The organism is Inquilinus sp. OTU3971, from assembly GCF_038440215.1.
In genome coordinates this window covers 1-23853 of record NZ_JASATH010000034.1, presented here as the reverse complement: position 1 = coordinate 23853, position 23853 = coordinate 1, and the positions used below count along the sequence as shown (strand labels likewise).

Annotated in this window: 18 protein-coding genes; 11 read left to right on the top strand and 7 right to left on the bottom strand. The window is 69.9% G+C overall.

Annotation, left to right across the window (positions count from 1 at the left end):
- Positions 1–44 precede the first annotated feature (44 nt).
- Positions 45–1277, top strand: a complete 1233-nt coding sequence (gene chrA, locus AAHM41_RS11410; protein WP_342236654.1) for a chromate efflux transporter — start codon at positions 45–47, stop codon at positions 1275–1277.
- Positions 1278–1280: 3 nt separating this feature from the next.
- Here the strand turns inward: chrA and AAHM41_RS11405 are convergent, their stop codons facing one another.
- Positions 1281–2156, bottom strand: coding sequence for a hypothetical protein (locus tag AAHM41_RS11405; protein WP_342236653.1), 876 nt, complete (start codon positions 2154–2156; stop codon positions 1281–1283).
- 441 nt (positions 2157–2597) lie between these two features.
- On the opposite strand from AAHM41_RS11405, the gene AAHM41_RS11400 reads away from it, so the two are divergent.
- A complete protein-coding gene (locus tag AAHM41_RS11400) occupies positions 2598–3008 on the top strand; it encodes a hypothetical protein (RefSeq protein WP_342236652.1) in 411 nt (136 codons plus the stop codon).
- Between the two features lie 323 nt (positions 3009–3331).
- Here AAHM41_RS11400 and AAHM41_RS11395 read toward each other — a convergent pair whose 3' ends face one another.
- Together AAHM41_RS11395 and AAHM41_RS11390 are read right to left on the bottom strand one after the other, a co-directional pair.
- Entirely contained in the window at positions 3332–4021 is a 690-nt protein-coding gene (locus AAHM41_RS11395) for a DUF924 family protein (protein ID WP_342236651.1), read from the bottom strand.
- An 8-nt stretch (positions 4022–4029) separates the two neighbouring features.
- On the bottom strand, positions 4030–4455 hold the full coding sequence (locus tag AAHM41_RS11390) for a DUF3574 domain-containing protein (protein WP_342236650.1): 426 nt from the start codon (positions 4453–4455) through the stop codon (positions 4030–4032).
- 88 nt (positions 4456–4543) lie between these two features.
- Between AAHM41_RS11390 and AAHM41_RS11385 the strand changes: the two genes are divergently transcribed.
- On the top strand, positions 4544–5128 hold the full coding sequence (locus AAHM41_RS11385; RefSeq protein ID WP_342236671.1) for a Crp/Fnr family transcriptional regulator: 585 nt from the start codon (positions 4544–4546) through the stop codon (positions 5126–5128).
- A gap of 66 nt (positions 5129–5194) precedes the next feature.
- Here the strand turns inward: AAHM41_RS11385 and AAHM41_RS11380 are convergent, their stop codons facing one another.
- The gene (locus AAHM41_RS11380; protein WP_342236649.1) at positions 5195–5683 is read right to left on the bottom strand and encodes a hypothetical protein; all 489 of its coding nucleotides are present in this window, start codon (positions 5681–5683) and stop codon (positions 5195–5197) included.
- 401 nt (positions 5684–6084) lie between these two features.
- Here AAHM41_RS11380 and AAHM41_RS11375 point away from each other — a divergent pair, with 401 nt between their 5' ends.
- From AAHM41_RS11375 to AAHM41_RS11365, 3 genes are read left to right on the top strand one after another with little or no spacing between them, the layout of a single operon-like run.
- Positions 6085–7305: a paraquat-inducible protein A gene (locus AAHM41_RS11375; RefSeq protein ID WP_342236648.1), complete on the top strand. Its 1221-nt coding sequence runs from the start codon at positions 6085–6087 to the stop codon at positions 7303–7305.
- Entirely contained in the window at positions 7298–8980 is a 1683-nt protein-coding gene (locus AAHM41_RS11370) for a PqiB family protein (RefSeq protein ID WP_342236647.1), read from the top strand. The genes AAHM41_RS11375 and AAHM41_RS11370 overlap by 8 nt, the downstream gene beginning before the upstream one ends.
- The gene (locus AAHM41_RS11365; RefSeq protein ID WP_342236646.1) at positions 8980–9549 is read left to right on the top strand and encodes a PqiC family protein; all 570 of its coding nucleotides are present in this window, start codon (positions 8980–8982) and stop codon (positions 9547–9549) included. The genes AAHM41_RS11370 and AAHM41_RS11365 overlap by 1 nt, the downstream gene beginning before the upstream one ends.
- Before the next feature lie 7 nt (positions 9550–9556).
- Here the strand turns inward: AAHM41_RS11365 and AAHM41_RS11360 are convergent, their stop codons facing one another.
- Genes AAHM41_RS11360 through AAHM41_RS11350 form a run of 3 tightly spaced genes read right to left on the bottom strand, consistent with a single transcriptional unit; the run spans position 9557 to position 12412 of the window.
- Positions 9557–10540: an aldo/keto reductase gene (locus AAHM41_RS11360; protein WP_342236645.1), complete on the bottom strand. Its 984-nt coding sequence runs from the start codon at positions 10538–10540 to the stop codon at positions 9557–9559.
- A gap of 31 nt (positions 10541–10571) precedes the next feature.
- Positions 10572–11312 carry an SDR family oxidoreductase gene (locus tag AAHM41_RS11355; protein WP_342236644.1) on the bottom strand — a complete coding sequence of 247 codons (741 nt, stop codon included), beginning with the start codon at positions 11310–11312 and terminating at the stop codon, positions 10572–10574.
- 32 nt (positions 11313–11344) lie between these two features.
- Positions 11345–12412: an alpha/beta hydrolase gene (locus tag AAHM41_RS11350; protein ID WP_342236643.1), complete on the bottom strand. Its 1068-nt coding sequence runs from the start codon at positions 12410–12412 to the stop codon at positions 11345–11347.
- A gap of 125 nt (positions 12413–12537) precedes the next feature.
- Here AAHM41_RS11350 and AAHM41_RS11345 point away from each other — a divergent pair, with 125 nt between their 5' ends.
- The 5 genes from AAHM41_RS11345 to glgB all read left to right on the top strand — a co-directional run bounded on the left by AAHM41_RS11345 (position 12538) and on the right by glgB (position 23698).
- A complete protein-coding gene (locus tag AAHM41_RS11345; RefSeq protein WP_342236642.1) occupies positions 12538–13446 on the top strand; it encodes a LysR family transcriptional regulator in 909 nt (302 codons plus the stop codon).
- 99 nt (positions 13447–13545) lie between these two features.
- Positions 13546–14751 carry a (R)-mandelonitrile lyase gene (locus AAHM41_RS40600; RefSeq protein WP_446719442.1) on the top strand — a complete coding sequence of 402 codons (1206 nt, stop codon included), beginning with the start codon at positions 13546–13548 and terminating at the stop codon, positions 14749–14751.
- Positions 14752–15029: 278 nt separating this feature from the next.
- Complete coding sequence (locus AAHM41_RS11330; RefSeq protein WP_342236641.1) at positions 15030–18221, top strand: alpha-1,4-glucan--maltose-1-phosphate maltosyltransferase; 3192 nt, start codon at positions 15030–15032, stop codon at positions 18219–18221.
- Between the two features lies 1 nt (position 18222).
- Positions 18223–21513, top strand: coding sequence for a maltose alpha-D-glucosyltransferase (treS, locus tag AAHM41_RS11325; protein WP_342236640.1), 3291 nt, complete (start codon positions 18223–18225; stop codon positions 21511–21513).
- Positions 21506–23698 (top strand): 1,4-alpha-glucan branching protein GlgB, encoded by a 2193-nt coding sequence (gene glgB / locus AAHM41_RS11320; protein ID WP_342236639.1) that lies wholly within the window; start codon positions 21506–21508, stop codon positions 23696–23698. The genes treS and glgB overlap by 8 nt, the downstream gene beginning before the upstream one ends.
- Positions 23699–23853 lie beyond the last annotated feature (155 nt).

The window sequence follows — 23853 nt, the reverse complement described above, 5'->3', positions numbered from 1 at the left end:
TCACCTATCGGTGGGGCCCGCCCGAGACAGCAGCGAAGGCCGCGATGACCGCCCCAGACGACGCCGAGACGGCCGCGCAGCCAAGCCGAGCCTCGCCGGCCGAGGTGGCCTGGGTCTTCCTCAAGCTCGGCCTGACCTCCTTCGGCGGGCCGATCGCCCATCTCGGCTATTTCCGCGACGAGCTGGTGGCGCGGCGGAAATGGATCGACGAGGCCGGCTATGCCGATCTCGTCGCGCTATGCCAGTTCCTGCCGGGGCCGGCGTCGAGCCAGGTCGGCTTCGCCCTCGGCCTGCTGCGCGGCGGAGGGCTGCTCGGCGGGCTCGCCGCCTGGTGCGGCTTCACCCTGCCCTCGGCCGGCCTGCTGTGCCTGCTCGCGCTCGGCGCCGGCGTCCTCGCCGGCCCGGTCGCCGAGGGCGTGCTGCACGGACTGAAGCTGGTCGCGGTCGCCGTCGTCGCCCAGGCGGTCTGGGGCATGGCCCGCAGCCTGACGCCGGACCGCGAGCGCGCGGCGATCGCGCTGGCGGCCGTGGCGGTCGCGGTCTTCGCCGGCGGGTCGCTCGGCCAGATCGGCGCGATCGCGCTGGGGGCGGTCGCCGGCCTTCGGCTCTGCCGCGACGGCGGCCCCGCCCCCGCCGGCCGGCTGGGCCTGCCGGTGTCGCGCCGGGGCGGCGCCATCGCCCTGGCGCTGTTCGCCGCGATCTTCCTGGCCGCGCCGGCGCTGACGGCGGCGACCGGAAGCCAGGGCCTGGCGCTGTTCGACGCCTTCTACCGCTCCGGCGCGCTGGTGTTCGGCGGCGGACATGTGGTGCTGCCGCTGTTGCAGGCCGAGGTGGTGCCGCCCGGCTGGGTCAGCAACGCGGCCTTCCTCGAAGGCTATGGCCTGGCGCAGGCGGTGCCGGGGCCGCTGTTCACCTTCGCCGCCTGGCTCGGCGCAATGATGGGGCCGGCGCCGAACGGCGTCGCCGGCGCCGCGGTCGCGCTGGCCGCGATCTTCCTGCCGGGGCTGCTGCTGCTCTACGGCGCCCTGCCCTTCTGGGACGCGCTGCGCCGGCGCCCGGGCGCGCAGAGCGCCATGCGCGGCGCCAACGCGGCCGTGGTCGGCATCCTCGGCGCGGCGCTGTACAGCCCGGTCTGGACCAGCGCCGTGCTGGCCCCGAGCGACTTCGCCCTGGCGCTGGCCGGATTCCTGGCTCTCACGGTGTGGAAGGCGCCGCCCTGGACCGTCGTCCTCGGCCTGGCCGCGGCGGGAGCCGCGCTGCCGCTGATCGGGCCCTGATCGTCACCCGGTGTCGGGGGCGTCCGGGTCTTCGAGGCAGAGGAAGTGGTCGATGCCGAGGGAGCGGGCGAGGCGATCGGCGATGGTGAAAATGGCCTCGGTGTCGAGCCACTCGACCACGTCGGCCTCCTGCAGCCGGACCGCCAGCCCGGCCCTGATCCCCGGGATCCGGGCCGGGTCGATCTCGGGGAAGGCCCGCTCGACGGCGGCGACGGCGGCCTCGCGGCGCCGGGCCCGCTCGGCCTCGACCTCGGCCCCGCTGCCGGCCGGCCGGGCCGGGCGCGGCATTCTCGGCCAGCCGGGCGCCCAGCGCCGCCATTCCTCGGCGATGCCCAGGCCGCAGGCCAGCCCGGCCATCACCGAGCCGACCGGCCGGTCCTCGACCCGGACCCTCTCGTCCTCATAGAGCTCATCGAGCCGCTCCCCGAGCTCGCCGCGGAGGGCGTCGATGCGGGCCTCATCCGGGAATTCGTCCCCGATCATGAAGCGCAGGGTGCCCTCGACCTCGGCCCGGTGGCGGTCGCGGCGGGCCTTGCGGGCGGCCTCGCGGTCCGGGGCCTCGGCCTTGTCGCGGGCGCAGAGCCGGTCGGCGGCGCGGGCGCGCTGGGCCAGGGAGCGCTGCACCGAGTTGGAGAAGCGGCTGAAGGCCATCCCAGCCTCCTGCGCCTCGGCCCTGGCCGCTTCCACCGCGGCCGCGTCGGCCTTGGGCTCGGCGGTCCGGGTCTGGGCGGCCCTGGCCTGCGCTTCAACGGCGCGGACGCCTTCGGCCTCGGCGAGCTGCATGGCGATCTCGGCCAGGCGGGTGAGCATCCGGATCTGCTGCAGCGCGAGGCTGCGGCAATAGGCCTGGACGTCGAGATCAGCTGCTGCGGGCTCCATGGAACGTATCATGAACGAATCGCGCCGGTTAACGCAATGAACATTTGCGTTTACAACTCGGCCCGCCCCGGAAGTGGCTCGAAAAGCCGCGTTCGACCCATGGGGATGCTTCCGCCAGGGCTGCCGAACGTCCGGCCTCCGATGCTGACAGAATACACGGTGTCGACGCCGCGCCTCTCCGCTGGTCCGCTATCGGCTCTTTGCCGCCATCCGACAGCATGGCAGAATGATAGGATACTGGATCGGCGGAATCGCTTTTTATAATCCAATTTTGAATGGGCAATGCAGACGGAAAGTAGAAATTTCAACCGCAATAGGCACGAATCGAGATTTCGATGGTATAGATTAGTTCCCTCTATTGCAATATTGATAAGTTCTATAATTATGTATCTCAAAAGAACATACATTTAGAATTATGATGTTCAGGATATCTTATTCTTTTTGGAAGTGGCGATTTTACTTTCTGGCTTCGGCGTTTACTTGTATTTTGGAAATCGTGACAAGCGTGCGTCTTATGACTTTGACCCGGCCACCGGTGGCAACCGCTATGTGCCAGACCAGGATCCGCCGATTTCCGTCCCGGGCGGTCGCAAGCTCACCGCAGAAGAGGTCGACGAGCTTGCGAGGCAGCAGGTCACTGCCGAAGCCAATCGCCGCCGGGTTCAGTCGAGGCAGACGGAGAACGTAGGGAACCAGGTTCTCGTCGGCTTCGGGGCGATGGGCGTGGGTATCGCCGGCGCCGGTGTCGTGATTCACTACCTGAGCTGGTCGGGCCTGTTTTGGGTCGTCGTGACCGGCGCATTCATCGTCTCGTTCGGCGCCGCGCTGTATAGCGCCCTCCGCCGGCGGTAATCAGCGGGGTAGGCGCTTCGCCGCCATGGTATTGACCTTCTTGTTACCGCAGCGGGGCTGGGGAGCGGCCGCCCCTATTTCCGCTCCTTACCCCTTGCGGACACGCACGCCGATACCACACGTCTCCATTAGGTCCGCTCCTCGCGCATCTGAGCCATCAGAGACTGGCCGCGAAGCGCGACACACGGAAATTCCGCTCTCACGCGCCGACAGGGCTGGGCGCTTGACATGGCAGGAGCCCTCCTCGACTGCAAAAACGCTCAAACTGACATGTTGAGAGAGGTTCATTCTGCGTAGCGGATAGCGGCCGGCCCCAAATGGGATCAGCAGCGCGAAAGCCGCCACCCGGGCAGGGCCGCCGGTGTCCGGCCGCCGAATTCCGCCGGATGCAGATAGGCCAGCTCCGCCCGGGTCGACGGCCGGCCGAGGAGGGCGTTGCGGTGCGGGAAGCGGCCGAAGCGGGCGATCTGGTCCTGATGCGCGCGGATCTGGCCGAGCGCGAACCAGTAGAGCGGCTGCTGCGGCCCCGGCACCGTCGCTACCACCCGTTCGGCCAGCACCGCCGCCCGCTCCAGCCGTGCCGGGTGGCGCGGACCTTCGGCCCCGGCCAGCGGCAGGATCAGGAAGATCTTCTCCCAGGGCCTGGCCAGGGCCTCGTAGTGGCCGGAACGCAGCCCCTCCTCCGCCAGCCGCAGGGCCAGCGCCTCGCCGGCGAAGGCCTCGGGCCGGCCGGCGAGCAGGGTTCGCGCGATCGGATCGGCCAGCAGGATCAGCAGCAGCCGGCCGACCGGCGTGGCGGTCCAATGGCTGAGCCGCCCGGCACGGGCCGCCGCCACCAGCGGAGCCAGGCCCGGCAGCGCCGGATCGGCCCGGCCGCGGAACCACCGGCTGACCGCCCGGCGCTGCGCCTCGAGGTCGGCATGCTCCAGCCCCGCCGGGAACCAGGCGTCGTAGACGTCGCGCCAGCCCGCGGCCGCCGTATCGGCCCGACCGGCCATGCCCGCTCTGGCCATCGCCGGCCTCAGAAGTCGACGCAGGTCGGGGCCAGGGTCAGTCCGACCGATTGCTGGCGGAACCGGCTGACATAGGCGGCCCGGATCGCCGACAGCCGGGCCAGCGTGTCCGGCGTGTTCGGCGCCAGGATCATGACGACATAGGACGGCTCGCGCACCACCTGCCGGGTCACGCTGTCGTGCCACTGGCCGGCGGCCTCGAACACCGTCAGCCCGTCCGGGAAGCGCGGCGTGACCTCCCGGCCCAGGAAGTCCGACCATTGGGCGTCGGACACGTTGGCCCGGCCTTCGATGTTACGGCCGAACAGCAGCTCGGCCTGCAGCACGCCGTCGCCACCGATGCTGCGGCACAGCGCAGCATCGGCCGCCTCCTGGCCCAGGGCCGCGGACGGCAGGGCAATGCACAGCAGGGCGAGGACCAGTCGTTTGCGCATGATGCGATCCCTCAGTTTGTCGGTTACACCGACCGCGCCGCGGCGCGGATGATCCCGACCGCCTCGGCCACCCGACGACGGCGACACCATCTTCCTGCGCGGCGATCCGGGCGACAGCATCATGGTCGTCCTGTCCGGCCGCGTGGCGCTGCGCCTGATCTCGCGCCAGGGGCGGGAGATTCTGCTCGGCATCCTCGGCGCCGGCGAGATGTTCGGCGAGGTCTCGGCGCTGGACGGCCGCGGACGCAGCGCCGATGCGGTGGCGCTGGGCGAATGCCGGCTGCGGATCATCGACGGGCGCGACCTGCGGCGCATGCTGAAGCAGTCGCCCGAGGCCTGCCTGCAGATGATGCAGCTGCTGACCACCCGGCTGCGCCGGACCAGCGACCAGCTCGAGGGCGTGGCGCTGCTGAACCTGCCGGCGCGCCTGGCCCGGCTGCTGCTGACGCTGGGCGAGACCGAGGCCGGGCGCACGCCGCCGGGCCATGCGGTGCGCCTGCCGCGGACCCTGTCGCAGCGCGACCTCGGCCTCCTGATCGGGGCCAGCCGGTCGAAGGTCAATGTCCAGATCGGCCGCTGGATCGGCGAAGGTATCCTGGGCCGCGAGGGCAGCACCCTGGTGCTGCAGGACCGCGACCGCCTGGCCGACATCGCCGAGACCGAAGAAATCTGACCGACATCGTCATTGCGACCCCGGCTCGAGGCCGCGGCCGCAATGACGGCTTTCTCTTCCGGAAGCCTATCGCTTCAGGGTGATCACGACGGCGTCGCCGCCGAGGCTGAGCATCAGGCCGGTGCGCTTGGTCTTGAGGCGCATCACCACGCCCTTGTCGTTCTTCAGCCACAGGGCGCCGCCGCTCTCCTCGCCGATGGCGAAGCCGTAGCGGCCCTGGACGTAGGCGCCTTCGAAATCGTCGGCCTTGGCCAGGTCGTAGACCTCGCCGGTGGCCTCGAGCGTCGACACGCCGATGCCGCCGATGCCCAGCCCCGACACCGTGAATGGATAGGACCTGCCGCGGAACCGCAGGGTGCCGTCGCCGGTGTTGCCGCTGCCGATGAAGGCAGCCTGGACCTGGCTCATCTCGACCGTGCCGGCCGGAGTCTGGTTCTTGACTGTCTCGGTGGTGGTGCCGCTGCTGCCGCCCTGGTTCGAGCACGCTGCCAGCGCCAGGAGCGCGGCGGCGAGAACGATCCGGGAGCGGTGAGCTCTGAAGAAACCGAGTGCCATATCTTTCCCCCTCTTGTTATATCATTTTCTGAATTCTCGGCGCGACGCCGTTCGCAGCTTGATGGCCCGAAAACTTCTTGCGATCTGCCGGTATTCTGGGCAGAAAATACAGAATGTTCAATGACTTTAAGACGCTGGCTGCCGGACCCCGCCCATATAATATTATGACACTGGAATTATTCCGGAACCGCATCGAATTCATTCTGGTAGAATTCCAGTCCTCGTCACAGCGTCCCTTGCCAAGGCTTTGATGACATTGGAGGAATGAACGGGCATGGTAAGTCAGGGGATGCTTCCGGGGCGGATGCCTGGCGCCGAGTGGATCTGAGTTGAACGCCGCAGGCCGATCCGGTCCCGTGCCGGCCCTCGGGCCGGCTCATGATCCGGGCGCTTCGCGCCTGATGGAATGTCATGAATGCGGCCTGGGCCATGCCGTGCCGGTGCTGCCGGACGGCACCGCCGCCCGCTGCGTGCGCTGCGGCGCCACGATTCACAAGTTCCGCTCCACCTCGCTCGACCACGCCTTCGCCTATGCCTGCGCCGGGTTGGTGCTGTTCCTGATGGCGAACTTCCTGCCCTTCATCTCGCTGCAGATCTCCGGCCGGACGCAGACCGCCAGCCTGGTCACCGGGGTCTTTTCCCTCTACCAGCAGGGGCTGTGGGAGCTGGCGGGGGTGGTGGCGCTGACCATGTTCGTCGCCCCCGGCCTGCGGCTGGGCACGCTGTTCCTGGTGCTGGGCGGCCTGCGCCTCAGGCGCCCGCCGCGCTGGCTGCCGCGGCTATACCGCTGGGCCGACCTGCTGGGCCCCTGGGCGATGATCGAGGTCTACATGCTCGGCGTCTTCGTCGCCTATGTGAAGCTGATCGACCTCGCCACCATCGTGGTCGGGCCCGGCCTGTATTCGGTCGGCGGGCTGATGCTGGCGATCATCGCCGCCGGCACGGCCCTCGACACCGAGACGGTGTGGCGGGCGTTCGAGCGCCGCGGCCTGGTGCCGACGCCGCCGCCGGCCGATCCGCGCCGGCCCACCGCCCTGTGCCATGGCTGCGGCCTGGTCTCCAACCTGCCGCCCGGCAGCCATGGCGACTGCCCGCGCTGCGGCGCCGCGCTGCACCGCCGCCGGCCGGAGAGCCTGACCCGGACCTGGGCGCTGGTGGTGACCGCGATCATCCTCTACATCCCCGCCAACCTGCTGCCGGTGATGACGGTGATCTCACTGGGCAGCGGCGCACCGGACACCATCATGAGCGGCGTGATCGAGCTGGCCGATTCCGGCATGTGGCCACTGGCGGCGCTGGTGTTCTTCGCCTCGATCACCGTGCCGGTGCTGAAGCTGGCCGGGCTGATCTATCTGCTGGTCACGACCCAGCGCGGCAAGACGGGGCAGCTGCGCAACCGCACCGTGATCTACCGCATCGTCGAGGCGGTCGGCCGCTGGTCGATGATCGACATCTTCATGATCTCGATCCTGGTCGCGCTGGTTCAGCTCGGCGAGCTGGCGACGATCGAGCCGGGAGTCGGGGCCGTGTGCTTTGCCGCCGTGGTGATCATCACCATGATCGCGGCGATGTCATTCGATCCGCGCCTGATGTGGGACGCGGCGGGGGAAAACCGTGACTGAGACCGATCATCCGGCGCCGGCCGCGCCGCGCATCGACCGCAAGCGCCGCCTGTCGCCGATCTGGCTGGTGCCGATCGTGGCGGCGCTGGTCGGCGTCTACCTCGCCTGGATCACCCTGTCCGAGAAAGGGCCGACCATCACCATCAGCTTCCAGACCGCGGACGGGCTGGAGGCCGGCAAGACCCTGATCAAGCACAAGGAGGTGGTGTTCGGCACGGTCAAGAGCCTCGCTTTGACCGAGGATCTGAGCCATGTCGAGGTCACCGCCGAGATGACCAAGGAGGCGGCGCCGCATCTGCGCCAGGGCACCCGGTTCTGGGTGGTGCGGCCGCGGCTGTCGGCCTCGGGCGGCCTGACCGGCTTCTCCACCATCGTCTCCGGCGCCTATATCGAGCTCGACCCCGGCCAGGGCGCCGGCGAACACCAGTTCACCGGTCTCGAAGACCCGCCGGTGGTGCGGGCCGACATGCCCGGCACCGAGTTCATGCTCACCGCCGACCGGATCGGGTCGATCGGCGCCGGCTCGCCGATCTATTTCCGCGACGTCCAGGTCGGCCAGGTGATGGGCTTCGACTCCTCGAATCTCGAGGCCGGGGTGAAGATCCACGCCTTCATCCGTGCTCCTTATGACAAGCAGGTCTATTCCGGCACCCGGTTCTGGAATGCCGCCGGCATCTCGCTGACCACCGGGCCGCAGGGCTTCCGGCTGCAGATCGAATCGCTGCAGGCGGTGCTGGCCGGCGGCATCGCCTTCGACACCCCGAGCACCGCCCGGACCGGAGAACCGGCAAAGGCCGGCACCAGCTTCGCCCTCTACAAGGACCAGACCAGCATGCAGGAGTCGGAATACACGATCCGCCTGCCCTATCTGGTCTATTTCGACGGCTCGGTCGGCGGCTTGGCGCCGGGCGCCCCGGTCGAATGGCAGGGCATCAAGATCGGCCAGGTCACCGATGTCCGGCTGCAATACGATGCCGCCGCGGGCGTGGCCCGGATCCCGGTCACGATCGAGGTGGAGCCGCAGCGGATCGAGCTGGTCGGCACCGACCGGAGCTTCGCCACCGGCGCCAATGTGGCGGGGCTGGTCCGGCGCGGGCTGCGGGCGCAGCTGAAGACCGGCAACCTGCTGACCGGCGCGATGGTGGTGACCTTCGAGATGGATCCCGACGCGCCGCCGGCGGAGCTGGGCGCGGGCGACCGCTATCCGGTGATCCCGAGCGTGCCGGGACAGCTCGACAGCGCCATGCGCTCGATCAACGGCATCCTGGACAAAGTCTCGGCGCTGCCGCTCGACCAGCTGATCGAACAGGCTAACGCCACGCTGAAATCCTTCGAGACCCTCGCGGCCGCGCCGGAGATCACGGAGTCGCTGCGCTCGCTCTCCGGCGCCCTGTCCTCGACCCAGCAGCTGCTGGGCCAGGCCAACACCGATCTCGGCCCGGTGATGCAAAAGCTGCCGCCGCTGCTCACCACGGCGCAGCAGGCGGTGCAGCGGCTGAGCGGCACGCTGGGCTCGATGAACCAGGGCTATGGCGCGGATTCGACCTTCAAGCGCGACCTGACCCGGCTGATGAGCCAGGTCGACGACACGCTGCGCTCGGTCCGCGTCCTGACCGACTATCTCGAGCAGCACCCCGAGGCGCTGATCCGGGGCAAGACCGAAGGGTTCAACTGATGATCCTGTCCCGCCGCGCCGCCCTCACCGCCCTGCTGGCCGGGACGGCGCTTGCCGCCTGTTCCTCGACGCCGCCCAAGGTCTACACCCTGGTGACGGTGCCGGGTGCCTCGGTCGGGGGCCGGCCGGTGACGGCCTCGGTCGCGCTGGTCGATATCCCGAAATATCTCGACCGGCCGCAGATCGTCCGCCGCTCGGGCGCGGTCCAGCTCGGCGTCGACGAGTTCGAACGCTGGGGCGAGCCGCTAGCCAACATGGTGCAACGGGTGCTGGCTGACGACCTGACGGCGCGGCTGCCGAGCGGGTCGGTCGTCACCACCAGCCGCACCCTGTCCGGCGACGAGGCCCAGACGGTGGAGCTGGCGGTCGGCCGCTTCGACCCGGATTCCGACGGCACCGTGGTGCTGGAGGCGCAGTGGCGGCTGCGGCGCAAATCCGGTGGCCGGGCCAAGACCGAGACCGCCCGTATCACCCGCCGCCCGGCCGACGACAGCATCGCCGCCGAGGTCCGGGCGATGAGCGACGCGCTGGGCGAGCTCGCCGACCGCATCGCCCAGGGGATGCGGTAGACGCCACTCAGCGGCCGACCAGCCGTTGCAGATGCTCCGGGTAGCGGGCGCCCTGCACTGCGATGCCGGAGAGGGCGTCGTCGATGTCGCGCAGCTCGTCGGCAGTCAGCTCGACCGCCGCGGCGCCGGCATTCTCCTCCAGCCGGTGCGGTTTGGTGGTACCGGGGATCGGCACGATCCAGGGCTTCTGCGCCAGCAGCCAGGCGAGAGCGATCTGGGCCGAGGTCACCCGCTTGCGGGCGGCGATGGCGCCGAGCAGGTCGACCAGGACCTGGTTCGCCTTGCGCGCCTCGGCCGAGAAGCGCGGCACGATGTTGCGGAAGTCGCCGCTGTCGAAGGTCGTGCTGTCGCTGATCGCGCCGGTGAGGAAGCCCTTGCCCAGCGGGCTGAACGGGACCAGGCCGATGCCGAGCTCCTCGAGGGCCGGCAGCACCTCCGCCTCCGGCTCGCGCCACCACAGCGAGTATTCGCTCTGCAGCGCCGCGACCGGCTGCACCGCATGGGCCCGCCGGATGGTCTGGGCGCCGGCCTCGGACAGGCCGAAATGCCGGACCTTGCCCTCCCGGATCAGATCCTTGACCGCGCCGGCGACGTCCTCGATGGGCACGTTGGGGTCGACGCGGTGCTGGTAGAACAGGTCGATGACGTCGGTCTTCAGCCGCTTGAGCGAAGCCTCCGCGACCTGCCGGATGCGTTCCGGCCGGCTGTCCGGGCCGGCCGGAGCGCTGCCGTCCTTGAAGCCGAATTTGGTGGCGATCACCACCTGGTGCCGCACCGGGGCGAGCGCCTCGCCGACCAGCTCCTCATTGGCGAAGGGGCCGTAGGCCTCAGCGGTGTCGAAGAAGGTGACGCCGAGGTCGACGGCCTTGCGGATCAGCGCGATCCCCGCCGCCGTCTCGACCGCCGGGCCGTAGCCGAAGCTGAGCCCCATGCAGCCGAGGCCGAGGGCCGACACTTCGAGGCCGCCGCGGCCCAGTTTGCGCTTCTGCATGTCTTTCTCCATTGGATCGGCCTGCGACCGGTCAGATCTCCTGCCGGGTCGGCCGGAACAGGATCTCGTTGATGTCGACGTCGTCCGGCTGGCTCATGGCGAAGGCCACCATGTTGGCGAAGGAGTCGGCGGGGATGGCGGTGCTCTCGTAGAACGAGCGAATGCCCTCGGCGACGTCCGGTTCGGTGATGCTGCCGGGCAGCTCGCTTTGGACCGCGCCCGGCGAGATCACGGTGGTCCGGATGTCGTAGGGCTTGACCTCCTGCCGCAGCCCCTCGGAGATCACCCGCACCGCGGTCTTGGTCGCGGCGTAGACGGCGCTGCCGGGGCGCACCTTATGGCCGGCGACCGACGAGACGTTGATGATGTGGCCGCTGCGCTGCGCCTTCATGTGCGGCAGTGCGGCAGCGATGCCGTAGAGCACCCCCTTGAGGTTCACATCGATCATGCGCTCCCAGTCCTGCACCTTGCCGCGCTCCAGCGGCGAGTGCGGCATCAGCCCGGCGTTGTTGACGATCACGTCGATCCGCCCATGCAGTTGCACCGCCCGGTCCACGAGATGCTGGACCTGCTCGAACTTGGTGACGTCGGTCTGCACGGCGGCGTCGCGGCCCAGCGAAAGCTCGTCCGCGAGCGCCTGCAGCCGCTCCAGGCGCCGCGCGCCCAGCACCAGCTTGGCGCCATCACGGGCCAAGCGGCGGGCCGTGGCTTCCCCCAACCCGCTGCTGGCCCCGGTGATGACGACCACCTTGCCTGCGATGCCTTCTGTCATCGGTCTCTCTCTCCAGTGCTTCGAGAGGCAGATCAGTCCAGGTCCTTCTGTTCGAGGAACTTCGACATCTGGTCTGCGATTTCGAGATTGTTCAGGTCCGAGAACGGGAAATGCGTGTTGCCGCGAATGCCGATCTCGGGCAGGTGCACCACGGTCACGTCACCGCCGTGGCGATTGACGGCATCCCGCCAGAGCCGCGCCATCTCCAGACGCACGCGCCACTGGTCCTGCCCCGGCTCGGCCACAGGCTTGTCGGGGATGTTGTCGCCGTAGAAGACGATGATCGGGATCTCCGTCAGCCGCTGGAACTCCGACAGCGAGATGCTCTCCGCCTGCAGCGGACCGTTGGCGCTCTGCATCGGCGAAGGCGCTTCGCCGTCCGGGAAGACGAAGCCGCTGCCCGGTTCGTAAGCCACGATCGCACGCACGTTCCTGCTTTTGATCGCGGTGCGCCAGCCCGGTCCGCCGGCCTGCGAGTGGGTGACGAGAACCCCGGGTCCGATCCTGTCGAACAGGGCCGCGGTCGCGTCCGAGACCACCTCGACGTCGAACGGACCCGTGTTCGGCGTCATCTGGCGCAAATACTGATTCAGCGACTCCGGATCGCGTGGAAATTGGACGCCGGGAAAGAGGTTCGGCCACATGCCGACGCGAAAGATGTCGAACCATCTCTGCTCGTCGGGCGTGGGCGCGATCGTGACCGGCTGGGTGCTGCGCCCCGCATCGCCGCGCCGGGGCTGATCGATCACATAGACGCCGAAGCCGCGGCGCAAAAAGATAGTCTGGTAACCCTCGCGACCATCCGGCGTGGTCTCCCAGGTCTTCGAGAACTGGCCGGCGCCGTGCCAGAGCACGAGAGGGAGCGGCCGCGCGCCGACCGGGACTTGATAGAACACATAGGCATGATCGCCGTGAAACGTCTGCCCGGCAGGCGAGGGCTTATAGGGATCATAGGTGCCCGGAGCGCTGATCGTGGTTCCGCCGACGGCGAAGCTGCCTTGCTCCTGAATGACAAGGGGCACGGGCTTCTCGTCTGCGAGAGCCATGGCGCTCAGCGACGGAACGACGCCGATGGACACGGACAGGAGGGCGGCGAACAAGATCCAAGGCTTCGATATCATAGGCTCATCCCGTCAATCCCGCTGCGTTCGTTGGGAATCTGGGAAGCGCAGCGGTATGCGATTAGATGGTAGAATTGGCATGAACCTATGAAGGGAGCTCATGAATGCCGCGCGAGAACCTCAATGACCTCCTCGCCTTCCTGGCGGTCGCGCGCGAGCGCAGCTTCACCCGGGCCGCGGCGCAGCTGGGCGTGTCGCAGTCGGCGCTGAGCCACACCATCCGCGGGCTGGAGGAGCGTCTCGGCCTGCGGCTGCTGACCCGCACCACGCGCAGCGTCGCCCCGACCGAGGCGGGGGAGCGCCTGATCCAGGCCCTCGGCCCGCGCTTCGAGGAGATCGAGGCCGAGCTGGCGGCGCTGAGCGCGCTGCGCGACAAGCCGGCCGGCACCGTGCGCATTACCGCGGGCGAGCATTCGGCCGATACGATCCTGTGGCCGGCGGTGGCGAAGCTGCTGCCGGACTATCCGGACGTCCGGGTCGAGATCATCGTCGATTACGGACTGACCGATATCGTCGCCGAGCGCTACGACGCCGGCGTCCGCCTCGGCGAGCAGGTGGCGAAGGACATGATCGCGGTGCGCATCGGCCCGGACATGCGCATGGCGGTGGTCGGGTCGCCGGCCTATTTCGCGCGGCGGCCGCCGCCACGCACGCCACAGGACCTGACGGCCCACAACTGCATCAATATGCGCCTTCCCACCTATGGCGGGCTGTACGCCTGGGAGTTCGAGCGCGACGGGCGCGAGTTGAAGGTGCGGGTCGAAGGACAACTGGTGTTCAATACCGGCACCCTGCGGCTGAACGCCGTGCTGGACGGGCTCGGCTTGGCCTATCTGCCCGAGGACCAGGTGCGGGACCACATCGCGGCGGGGCGGCTGATCCATGTGCTGGAGGACTGGTGCGCGCCCTTCCCCGGCTATCACCTGTACTACACGAGCCGCCGGCAATGCTCCCCGGCTCTGTCCCTGCTGATCGACACGTTGCGCTATCGGGGCCAGCCACGCCCGCATTGATGAGCCCGATCGATAGCACCTTGCAGCTTCCGGCCCCTAATCACCAAGCGCCGTCCCGCCCATCTCCGGGACGACCGAACGTCTGAAGAGGGGTGACCGATGAAGCTGTTCGCCGCCACGCTCGCCATGCTGTCCCTGGCCGCCTCGGCCCAGGCGGAGCAGCGGAAACCGGCCCCGCGTGTGGCCCCGGCCGATGTCCGGGCCGTCGCCCCGGCTCTGGCCGACTACACCGACGAGATCCTGTTCGCGGATCTCTGGGCGCGGCCCGATCTCGCCCCCCGCGACCGCAGCATCGTCACCGTCGCGGCGCTGGTCGCCGGCGGCCACACCCGCCAGATGACGGGCCATTTCAACCGGGCGCTGACCAACGGCGTGACGCGGCGCGAGATCACCGGGATCATCACCCATCTGGCGTTCTATTCCGGCTGGCCGAACGCGATGTCGGCGGTCGGCGTCGCCAAGGAGGTGTTCGAAAAGCGCGGCATCGGGCCCGACCAGCTTACACCGCCTTCGGACGAGCCGCTGCCGATCGACGAGGCCGCGGAAGCGCGGCGCGCCGCCGCCGTCGAGGCCATGGCCGGCACCGTCGCCCCGGCCCTCGCCGGCTACACCAACGGCGTGTTGTTCGGCGACCTGTGGCGGCGCGACGACCTGACGCCGCGGGACCGCAGCCTGGCGACGATCGCCGCCCTGATCGCGGCCGGCCAGGCCGAGCAGCTGACCTTCCATATGAACCGGGGGATGGACAACGGCTTGACCCGGGCGCAGTTGTCTGAGGTCATCACCCATCTCGCCTTCTATGCCGGCTGGCCCAGGGCGATGTCCGCGATCCCGGTCGCCAAATCGGTGTTCGAGGCGCGCGGGCTGCCGCCGGGCGAGGGTCCCGAGACGCAAGGGAGCACGACATTGGACATCGTTCGCCACGATTCGACCCCCGCCCAGCCCGGCCCGGCGGAGTATTTCACCGGCACGGTGCGGATCGCCTCCCGGTTCCAGCGCACCGATCCGGCACGGGTCGGCGGCGCGATCGTCAGCTTCGAGCCCGGCGCCCGCACCGCCTGGCACACCCATCCGCTGGGCCAGACGCTGATCGTCACCGCCGGCCAGGGCTGGGGGCAGCGCGAGGGCGGCCCGGTCGAGGAGATCCGCGCCGGCGATGTGGTCTGGATCCCGCCCGGCGAGAAGCACTGGCACGGCGCCACGGCGACCACGGCCATGACCCATGTCGCCGTCTCGGAGTCGCTCGACGGCAAGAGCGTCGACTGGCTGGAGCACGTCACCGACGCGCAGTACCGGGCCCGCTGACCGCCGCGGCGGTGGCCCGGCCATTCATTTCTTGTCATCGCCGGGCTTGACCCGGCGATCCAGGGGCCAGCATGGCCTCGATATCTCCTGGATGCCCGGGTCGAGCCCGGGCATGACAATTAAAAATAGAATCACAGCCCGCAAGAGCGACTCGCTGTTTTCCGTCACCGTTAACCAGCCACTCCGCCATGGCAGGCGCGGCGGTCCCGGAAAGACAGGAACCCCTACGACGCGACTCCCGTTCACCACGACAGAAGCCACTGTCGGGAGGGTGGGCAATGCCCGCACAGGCACTTCGGTCGCGTCGGCAAATCCACGACAGCCCGCCCGGACCGCGACGCCAGCCGCGCCACCTCTACGCCGTCCCGACCGGGCCCGAGGCGATCCCGTCCAGCTTCCTGAGCGCCATTCTTCCGCATGTCGCGCGGATGGGGTTCGGCCACGTCATGATCACGGCGTCGCCGGAGTCCTGGGGATCGGCCGGGCTGGATGCCGTCGTCGCGGCCTGCCGCGGCCATGGGCTGGGCGTCGTCCTCGACCTCGCCGGCCGGATCCTGCCCGCGGCCGCGAGAGGCGGACACACGACCCCGGACGATGAGCCGCCGGACCCGCGCCGGGTGCCGGAGCGGGGCGATGTCGTGCTGCGCAAGGATGCCGGGCTGGCGCGCGCGCTGGCGGCCCTGGTGAAGGCGGGCATCGGCGGATTCGTCTGCGGCGTCTCCGACGCGGCCGAGGCTCGGCAATGGGCGGGCGTCATCGCCGGGACCCGCCAGGAGGCCGCCGAGATCTGGTTCGGCGCCTGGGCCGATCCTGCCGTGGATCAGGCCCTGCTGCGGGACAACGGCTTCGACGCCACACTCTCCGCCGGCGGGCTGATCGACACCTGGCGCCGGTCGCCGCCCGACCTGGCGGCACCAGTGCTGCCGGTCATCACTTATCCCGAGCCGGCCGCCGGCCCGCGCCTGGCCGCCATCGTCCGGCACCCGGCGCTGCTGCGCCGCGCCTACCGGCGATCGCTGCGGCTGGCCGCCGCCGCGGGCGACGGGCTGCTGCTGCCGATGGGCTTCGAGCTCGCCGCCCGCGAGACCCCGATCGGCACGGCCGAAGCCGAGCTGCGCTGGGCGCGCGAGACGGCGCCATTCGACCTGAGCGAGGAGATCGCGGCCACGGTCGCGGCCCTGGGCCGGTCCGACGGCAAGGCCGCCGCACTGCGCAGCCTGAGCGGCCCGGAGGCCACGGTGGTCGCCCTGCTGCGGACCGAGGCCGGCGGAGCGCCGGACCGGGCCGAGCTGATCCTGGCCAATACCGACCTGCACCGCCCCGCCACGCTGCAGCCGGCGCCGGTGCTGCGCGGCGTCGGCGGCGAATTCGGCCCGTTCACGGACAAGCTGGGCGATTCGCCCGCCGGGCTGGACGGCCCGGTCACGCTCGATGCCGGCGAGACCCGGGTGCTGGAGGCGCCGCGCGCCGCGCCGGTCGCCGCCGCCCCGTCGCGCGTTGCCGAGCTGGACCTGGGCCGGGCGGTCCGCGCGCCGCGGGTGGCGATCGAGGCTGTCTCCCCCTCCCCCGGCCATCCCCGCTTCCCGGTCAGGCGCACGGCCGGCGAGAGCCTACGGGTCGAGGCCGACGTGATCACCGACGGGCACGAGATCACCGCCGTCGCCCTGCTGTGGCGGCCGGAGGACGAGCGGGCTTGGCGCGAGCAGCGCATGGCGCCGGCCGGCAACGACCGCTGGGCCGGTGAGTTCCCGCTGGAGCGGGTCGGGCGCTATCTGTTCGCCGTCGAGGCCTGGCGCGACGTGTTCGGCACCTACCTGTCCGATTTGCGCAAGAAGCAGCTGGCCGGGCTGGACCTGACCGTCGAGATCGAGGAAGGCCGGCTGCTGGTCGAACGGGCCAAGGACGCCGCCCGCGGCCGGATCCGGGCCGAGCTGGACGCGTTGCTGGCCGGCTTCGCCGGTGCCGTGCCCGCGGATCGGTTGGCGCTGCTGCAGGCGCCGGAGACGGCGGCGCTGATGGCCAGGGCCGACCGGCGGCCCTTCGCCATCCGCCAGGACCCGCCGCAGGCGGTGGATGCCGAGCGCCGCGCCGCCGGCTTCGCCAGCTGGTACGAGCTGTTCCCGCGGTCGCAGAGCGGCGACCCGAACCGGCACGGCACCTTCGACGACGTGATCCCGCGGCTGCCGGCGATCCGCGCCATGGGCTTCGACGTGCTGTACCTGCTGCCGATCCACCCCATCGGCCGGAAGAACCGCAAGGGCCGCAACAACAGCCTGACCGCCGGGCCGGACGATCCCGGCAGCCCCTATGCCATCGGCGCGGCCGAGGGCGGCCATGATGCGATCCACCCCGAGCTCGGCACCATCGAGGATTTCCGCCGGCTGCGCGACGCGGCGGCGGAGCACGGGCTGGAGCTGGCGCTGGACTTCGCCATCCAATGCTCCCCCGACCATCCCTGGCTGCGCGAGCATCCCGGCTGGTTCGGCTGGCGGCCGGACGGGACCATCCGCTACGCCGAGAACCCGCCGAAGAAGTACGAGGACATCGTCAATGTCGAGTTCTACGCCGAGGCGGCGCTGCCCGAGCTGTGGCGGGCCCTGCGCGACATCGTCGCCTTCTGGGTCGGCGAGGGCGTGCGGCTGTTCCGGGTCGACAACCCGCACACCAAGCCCTTCCCGTTCTGGGAGTGGCTGATCGCCGACATCCGCAGCCGCGACCCGGGTGTCGTGTTCCTGGCCGAGGCCTTCACCCGGCCGAAGGTGATGTACCGGCTGGCCAAGATCGGCTTCTCGCAGTCCTACACCTACTTCACCTGGCGCAACAGCAAGGCGGACCTGACCAGCTACCTGACCGAGCTGACCACCACGGCGCCGAAGGATTTCTTCCGGCCGCATTTCTTCGTCAACACGCCGGACATCAACCCGCAGTTCCTGCAGACCAGCGGCCGCTCCGGATTTCTCATTCGCGCCGCGCTGGCGACCACGCTGTCCGGGCTGTGGGGCATGTACAACGGCTTCGAGCTGTGCGAGGCGCAGGCCGTCCCGGGCAAGGAGGAGTATCTCGACAGCGAGAAGTACCAGCTGCGCGCCTGGGACTGGGACCGGCCCGGCAACATCATCGCCGAGATCACCCGGCTGAACCGGATCCGCCACGCCAACCCGGCGCTGCAGAGCCATCTCGGCCTGACCTTCTACAACGCCTTCAACGACAGCATCCTGTACTACGGCAAGGCGACGCCGGACCGCGGCAACGTCCTGCTGATCGCGGTCAATCTCGACCCGCACCGGCCGCAGGAGGCCGATATCGAGATCCCCCTGTGGGAATGGGGCCTGCCGGACCACGGCGCCCTGGCGGCCGAGAACCTGATGACCGGCGAGGCGTTCACCTGGCACGGCAAGATCCAGCACATCCGCCTCGACCCTGCCCTTCCCTTCGCGATCTGGCGCGTCCGACCGGCGCAGGAGGTGTGACATGCTCAAGCGTTCGCCCGCCCCCGGCTTCGACGACCCGACCTGGTACAAGGACGCGGTCATCTACCAGCTGCATGTGAAGTCGTTCTTCGATGCCAACGACGACGGGATCGGCGACTTCAAGGGGCTGGTCTCGAAGCTGGACTACATCGCCAGCCTGGGCGTCGACACGCTGTGGCTGCTGCCCTTCTACCCCTCGCCGCGGCGCGACGACGGCTACGACATCGCCGCCTACACCGAGGTGCATCCGGATTACGGCACCCTGGCCGATGCGCGCCGCTTCATCGCCGAGGCACACCGCCGCGGCCTGCGGGTGATCACCGAAGTGGTGATCAACCACACCTCCGACCAGCACCCCTGGTTCCAGCGGGCGCGGCGGGCCAAGCCCGGCTCCGCCGCCCGGAACTTCTACGTCTGGTCCGACACCGACCAGGCCTATGCCGGCACCAGGGTGATCTTCTGCGACACCGAGACGTCGAACTGGACCTGGGACCCGGTGGCCGGAGCCTATTTCTGGCACCGCTTCTACTCGCACCAGCCGGATTTGAACTTCGACAATCCGCGGGTGCTGGCGTCGGTGCTGCGGGTGATGCGGTTCTGGCTCGACCTCGGCGTCGACGGGCTGCGCCTCGACGCCATCCCCTATCTGGTCGAGCGCGAGGGCACCTCGAACGAGAACCTGCCGGAGACCCACGCAGTGCTGAAGCAGATCCGGGCCTATCTCGACGCGCATTACCCGGGCCGCATGCTGCTGGCCGAGGCCAATCAGTGGCCGGAGGACACGCAGGAGTATTTCGGCCGCGGCGACGAATGCCACATGGCGTTCCACTTCCCGCTGATGCCGCGGATGTACATGGCGATCGCGCGTGAGGACCGGTTCCCGATCACCGACATCCTGCGCCAGACGCCGGAAATCCCGGAGACCTGCCAATGGGCGATCTTCCTGCGCAACCATGACGAGCTGACGCTCGAGATGGTGACCGACAGCGAGCGCGATTATCTGTGGGAAACCTACGCCGCCGACCGGCGCGCCCGGATCAATCTCGGCATCCGCCGCCGCCTGTCGCCGCTGCTGGAACGCGACCGCCGGCGCATGGAGCTGATGGACAGCCTGCTGCTGTCGATGCCGGGGACGCCCGTCCTCTACTACGGCGACGAGATCGGCATGGGCGACAACATCCATCTCGGCGACCGCGACGGGGTGCGCACGCCGATGCAATGGTCGCCCGACCGCAACGGCGGCTTCTCCCGCGCCGATCCGGAGAAGCTGGTGCTGCCGGCGATCATGGATGCGCTCTACGGCTTTCCGGCGGTGAACGTCGAATCCCAGGCCCGCGACCCGCATTCGCTGCTGAACTGGACCCGCCGGATGCTGGCGCTGCGCCGTCGGCACCGCGCCTTCGGCCGCGGCACGCTGCGCTTCCTCTATCCCGGCAACCGCAAGATCCTGGCCTATCTGCGCAGCTTCGAAGACGAGACCATCCTGTGCGTCGCCAACCTGTCGCGCGCACCGCAGGCGGTCGAGCTCGACCTCGCCGATTTCGAGGGCCGGTCGCCGGTCGAGCTGACCGGCGACACCGTGTTCCCGCCGATCGGCCAGCTGACCTATCTGCTGACCCTGCCCCCCTACGGCTTCTACTGGTTCCACCTGCACGCCGATGCCACCGCTCCGCGCTGGCATCAGGAGCCGCCGGAGCAGATGCCGGAATTCGTCACCCTGGTGCTGCGCGATGGGCTGGCCGACGTGCTGTCCTCGGCGTCGCGGCAGATCCTGGAGAGCGAGAGCCTGCCAGCCTATCTGCCGAAGCGCCGCTGGTTCGCGGCCAAGGACCGGCGCATCGACGAGGTCCGCATCGCCAAGGCGACGCCGCTGCCCGGGACCGATCTGATGCTGGCCCAGGTGGAGGCGACCGCCGGCGGCACGACCGATTGCTATCAGGTGCCGCTCGGCATCGCCTGGGAGGATAATGGCCTGCCGGCGCTGCAGCAGCAGCTGGCCGTCGCCCGGGTGCGGCGCGGCCGCCGCGTCGGCTTCCTGACCGACGCCTTCTCCCTGCGCGACCTGCCGCTGGCCCTGATCGACGGGCTGCGGACCGATCGCACCCTGCCCACCGACGATGGCGAGATCCGGTTCCGGCCGACGACGCGGATGGAAGGATTCGAACTGCAGCCTGATATCGAGATCCAGTGGCTGGCCGCCGAGCAGTCGAACAGCTCGCTGGTCCTCGGCGACAAGCTGGTGCTCAAGGTGATCCGGCGGATCCGCCCCGGCATCCACCCCGAAGCCGAGATGGGACGGTACCTGACCGAGCACGGCGCCGCCAACATCGCCCCGCTATTCGGCGAGGTGGTGCGGATCGGCGCCGATGGCGAGCCGCGGACGCTGGCGATCGTCCAGGGCTTCGTTCGCAACCAGGGCGATGGCTGGAGCTGGAGCCTGGACAATCTGCGCCGAACGGTCGACGAGATGACGCTGACCGAAGGCGCCGCCGACGGTGACGGTTTTGCCGACGAGGCCGGCTTCGCCGCGGCGATCGGCCGGCGGCTGGCCGAGATCCACACCGTGCTGGCCCAGCCTTCCGATGACCCCGCCTTCGCACCCGAACCGGTGGATGCCGAGACGGTCCGCGGCTGGATCGAGGAGGCGCGGGTCGAGATCGACGGTGCCATCGCCACGATCGCGGCGATGCCCGACTGGCCGGATGGCGCGACCGAGGCGGCGGCGAAGCGGCTGCTGGCCGGCCAGGACGGGCTGGCCCGGCTGGTCGAGGGCCTGGCCGGCGCCGGGCGGGGGTCGTTGCAGAGCCGGGTCCATGGCGACTTCCATCTCGGCCAGGTGCTGGTGGCGCAGGGCGACGCCTATCTGATCGATTTCGAGGGCGAGCCGACCCGGCCGATCGCCGAGCGCCGGCACAAATCGAGCCCGCTGCGCGACGTCGCCGGCCTGCTGCGCTCGATCGACTACGCCGCCGCCACGGCCGACGACGCCACCCACGACTCCATCCCCGAGGCGATGCGGGAGCAGCGCTCCGCCCTGCTGCAGCGGTACCGGGCCGAAGCCTCCCAGGCCTTCCTGGAGGCTTATCGCGCGGTCGCCCGAGCGGCGCCGCATCCCTGGGCGACGCCGGAGGCGGAGGCGGCGCTGATCGCCCTGTTCTCGCTGCAGAAGGCGGCCTACGAGATCCGCTACGAGGCGGCGAACCGCCCCGGCTGGATCGGACTGCCGATCCGCGGCCTGGCCGCCCTTCTCGACCAGCTCGCCGTCGAAGCGAAGGTTCTGACCCATGCCTGATATCGCGCTGCCGACCGGCCTCGATCCCGCCGCCATCGACGCGATCGCGGCGGGGCGCCATGGCGATCCCTTCGCGGTGCTCGGTCCCCATCCGACCGGGGACGGCATCGCGGTCCGCGCCTGCCTGCCGAATGCCGACAGGGTCGAGGCGGTGGCGCGAGCGGACGGCCGCCGCCTGGCGAGGCTGAAGCCTGTCCACCCGGCCGGGGTGTTCGCCGGCGTGCTGAACGAGGACGAGCCCTATCTGCTGCGCATCACCTGGCCCGGCGGCGCGGTGCAGGAGGCCGAGGATCCCTATGGCTTCGGCGTGCTGCTGGGCGATGCGGACCTACACGCCCTGGCCGCGGGAGACCCGGAGGCGGTGCGGCGCTGCCTGGGCAGCCGGGTGGTGACGATCGACGGGGTCGAGGGCACCCGCTTCGCCGTCTGGGCACCGAATGCCAGCCGCGCCTCGGTGGTCGGCGAGTTCAACAGCTGGGACGGGCGGCGCCACCCGATGCGGCTGCGTCATCACGGCGGGGTGTGGGAGATGTTCATCCCCCGCGTCGCCGACGGCGATCTCTACAAGTTCGAACTGGTGGACCGGCATGGCCATGCGCTGCCGCAGCGGGCCGACCCGCTGGCGCGCGAGACCGAGAAGCCGCCGCGCACCGCCTCGGTGGTGCCGCTGCCGCTGCCCTTCCGCTGGACCGACGCGGAGTGGATGCAGGGCCGGGCCGAGCGGCAGGCCGCCTCCGCCCCGGTCTCGATCTACGAGCTGCATGCCGGCTCCTGGCTGCACGGCGAGGACGGCCGGCCGCTCGGCTGGGACGGGCTGGCGGAGCGGCTGGTGCCCTATGTCGCCGGCATGGGCTTCACCCATCTCGAACTGATGCCGATCACCGAGCACCCGTTCACCGGCAGCTGGGGCTACCAGCCACTCGGCCTGTTCGCGCCAACCGCCCGCTTCGGCCCGCCGGAGGCCTTCGCCCGCTTCGTCGATTCCTGCCACCGGGCCGGCGTCGGCGTGCTGCTGGACTGGGTGCCGGCGCATTTCCCCGGCGACGCCCACGGCCTGCACCGTTTCGACGGCACTGCCCTCTATGAGCACGAGGATGAGCGCGAGGGCTTCCACCGCGACTGGAACACCTGGATCTACAATCTCGGCCGCACCGAGGTGGTCGCCTTCCTGCTGGCCAGCGCGCTGGAATGGCTGGACCGCTACCATCTCGACGGGCTGCGGGTGGATGCCGTGGCCTCGCTGCTGTACCGCGACTACAGCCGCAACCCGGGCGAATGGATCCCCAACGCCCATGGCGGGCGCGAGAACCTGGAGGCGATCGCCTTCCTGCGCCGGCTGAACGCGCTGGTGGCCGAGCGCCACCCCGGGGCCGTGGTGATCGCCGAGGAATCGACCGCCTGGCCGGGCGTCACCGCGCCGGTGTCGGAGGGCGGCCTCGGCTTCTCCTTCAAATGGAACATGGGCTGGATGCACGATACGCTCGGCTACATGGCGCAAGACCCGATCCATCGCAAATACCACCACAACGCGATGACCTTCGGCCTGCTCTACGCCTTCAGCGAGCGCTTCATGCTGCCGCTGTCGCATGACGAGGTGGTCTACGGCAAAGGCTCGCTGCTGGGCCGCATGCCGGGGGACACCTGGCAGCGCTTCGCCAATCTGCGCGCCTATTTCGGCTTCATGTGGAGCTCGCCGGGCAAGAAGCTGCTGTTCATGGGCGGAGAGTTCGGCCAGGAGCGGGAGTGGAACCACGACGCCCAGCTGGACTGGCACCTGCTCGACGACCCGCTGCATCGCGGCATGCAGCGCCTGGTCCGCGACCTCAACCGGATCTACCGGGCCGAGCCGGCGCTGCACCGGCGCGATGCCGAGCCCGCCGGCTTCGCCTGGACCGTGGCCGACGACGCCGAGGCCAGCGTCTTCGCCTATCTGCGGCTGGGCGCGGAGGGCGACCCGCCGATCCTGGTCGTGTGCAACTTCACCCCGGTGGCGCGGCCGGACTACGGCATCCGGGTGCCGCGCGCCGGGCAGTGGCGGGAGATCCTGAGCACCGATGCGCGGATCTATGGCGGCGGCGGCATCGCCGCCGAGCGGCCCCCGGTGGCGATCCGCGAGGCGGACGGCCGCGACCGGCTGATGATCTCCCTGCCGCCGCTCTCCACCACCGTGCTGCGCGGGGAGTGAAGCGGCGGTCTTTGAGATTGGCTCTCCGGTCCCTTCCCCGTCATGGCGAGGCGCGAAGCGCCGTGGCCATCCAGGGGCCGGTACCGCTGGATGGCCACGCCCCTGCGGGGCTCGCCATGACGGGTCAATATTGACAGCCCTTGGTATGAGCCCTT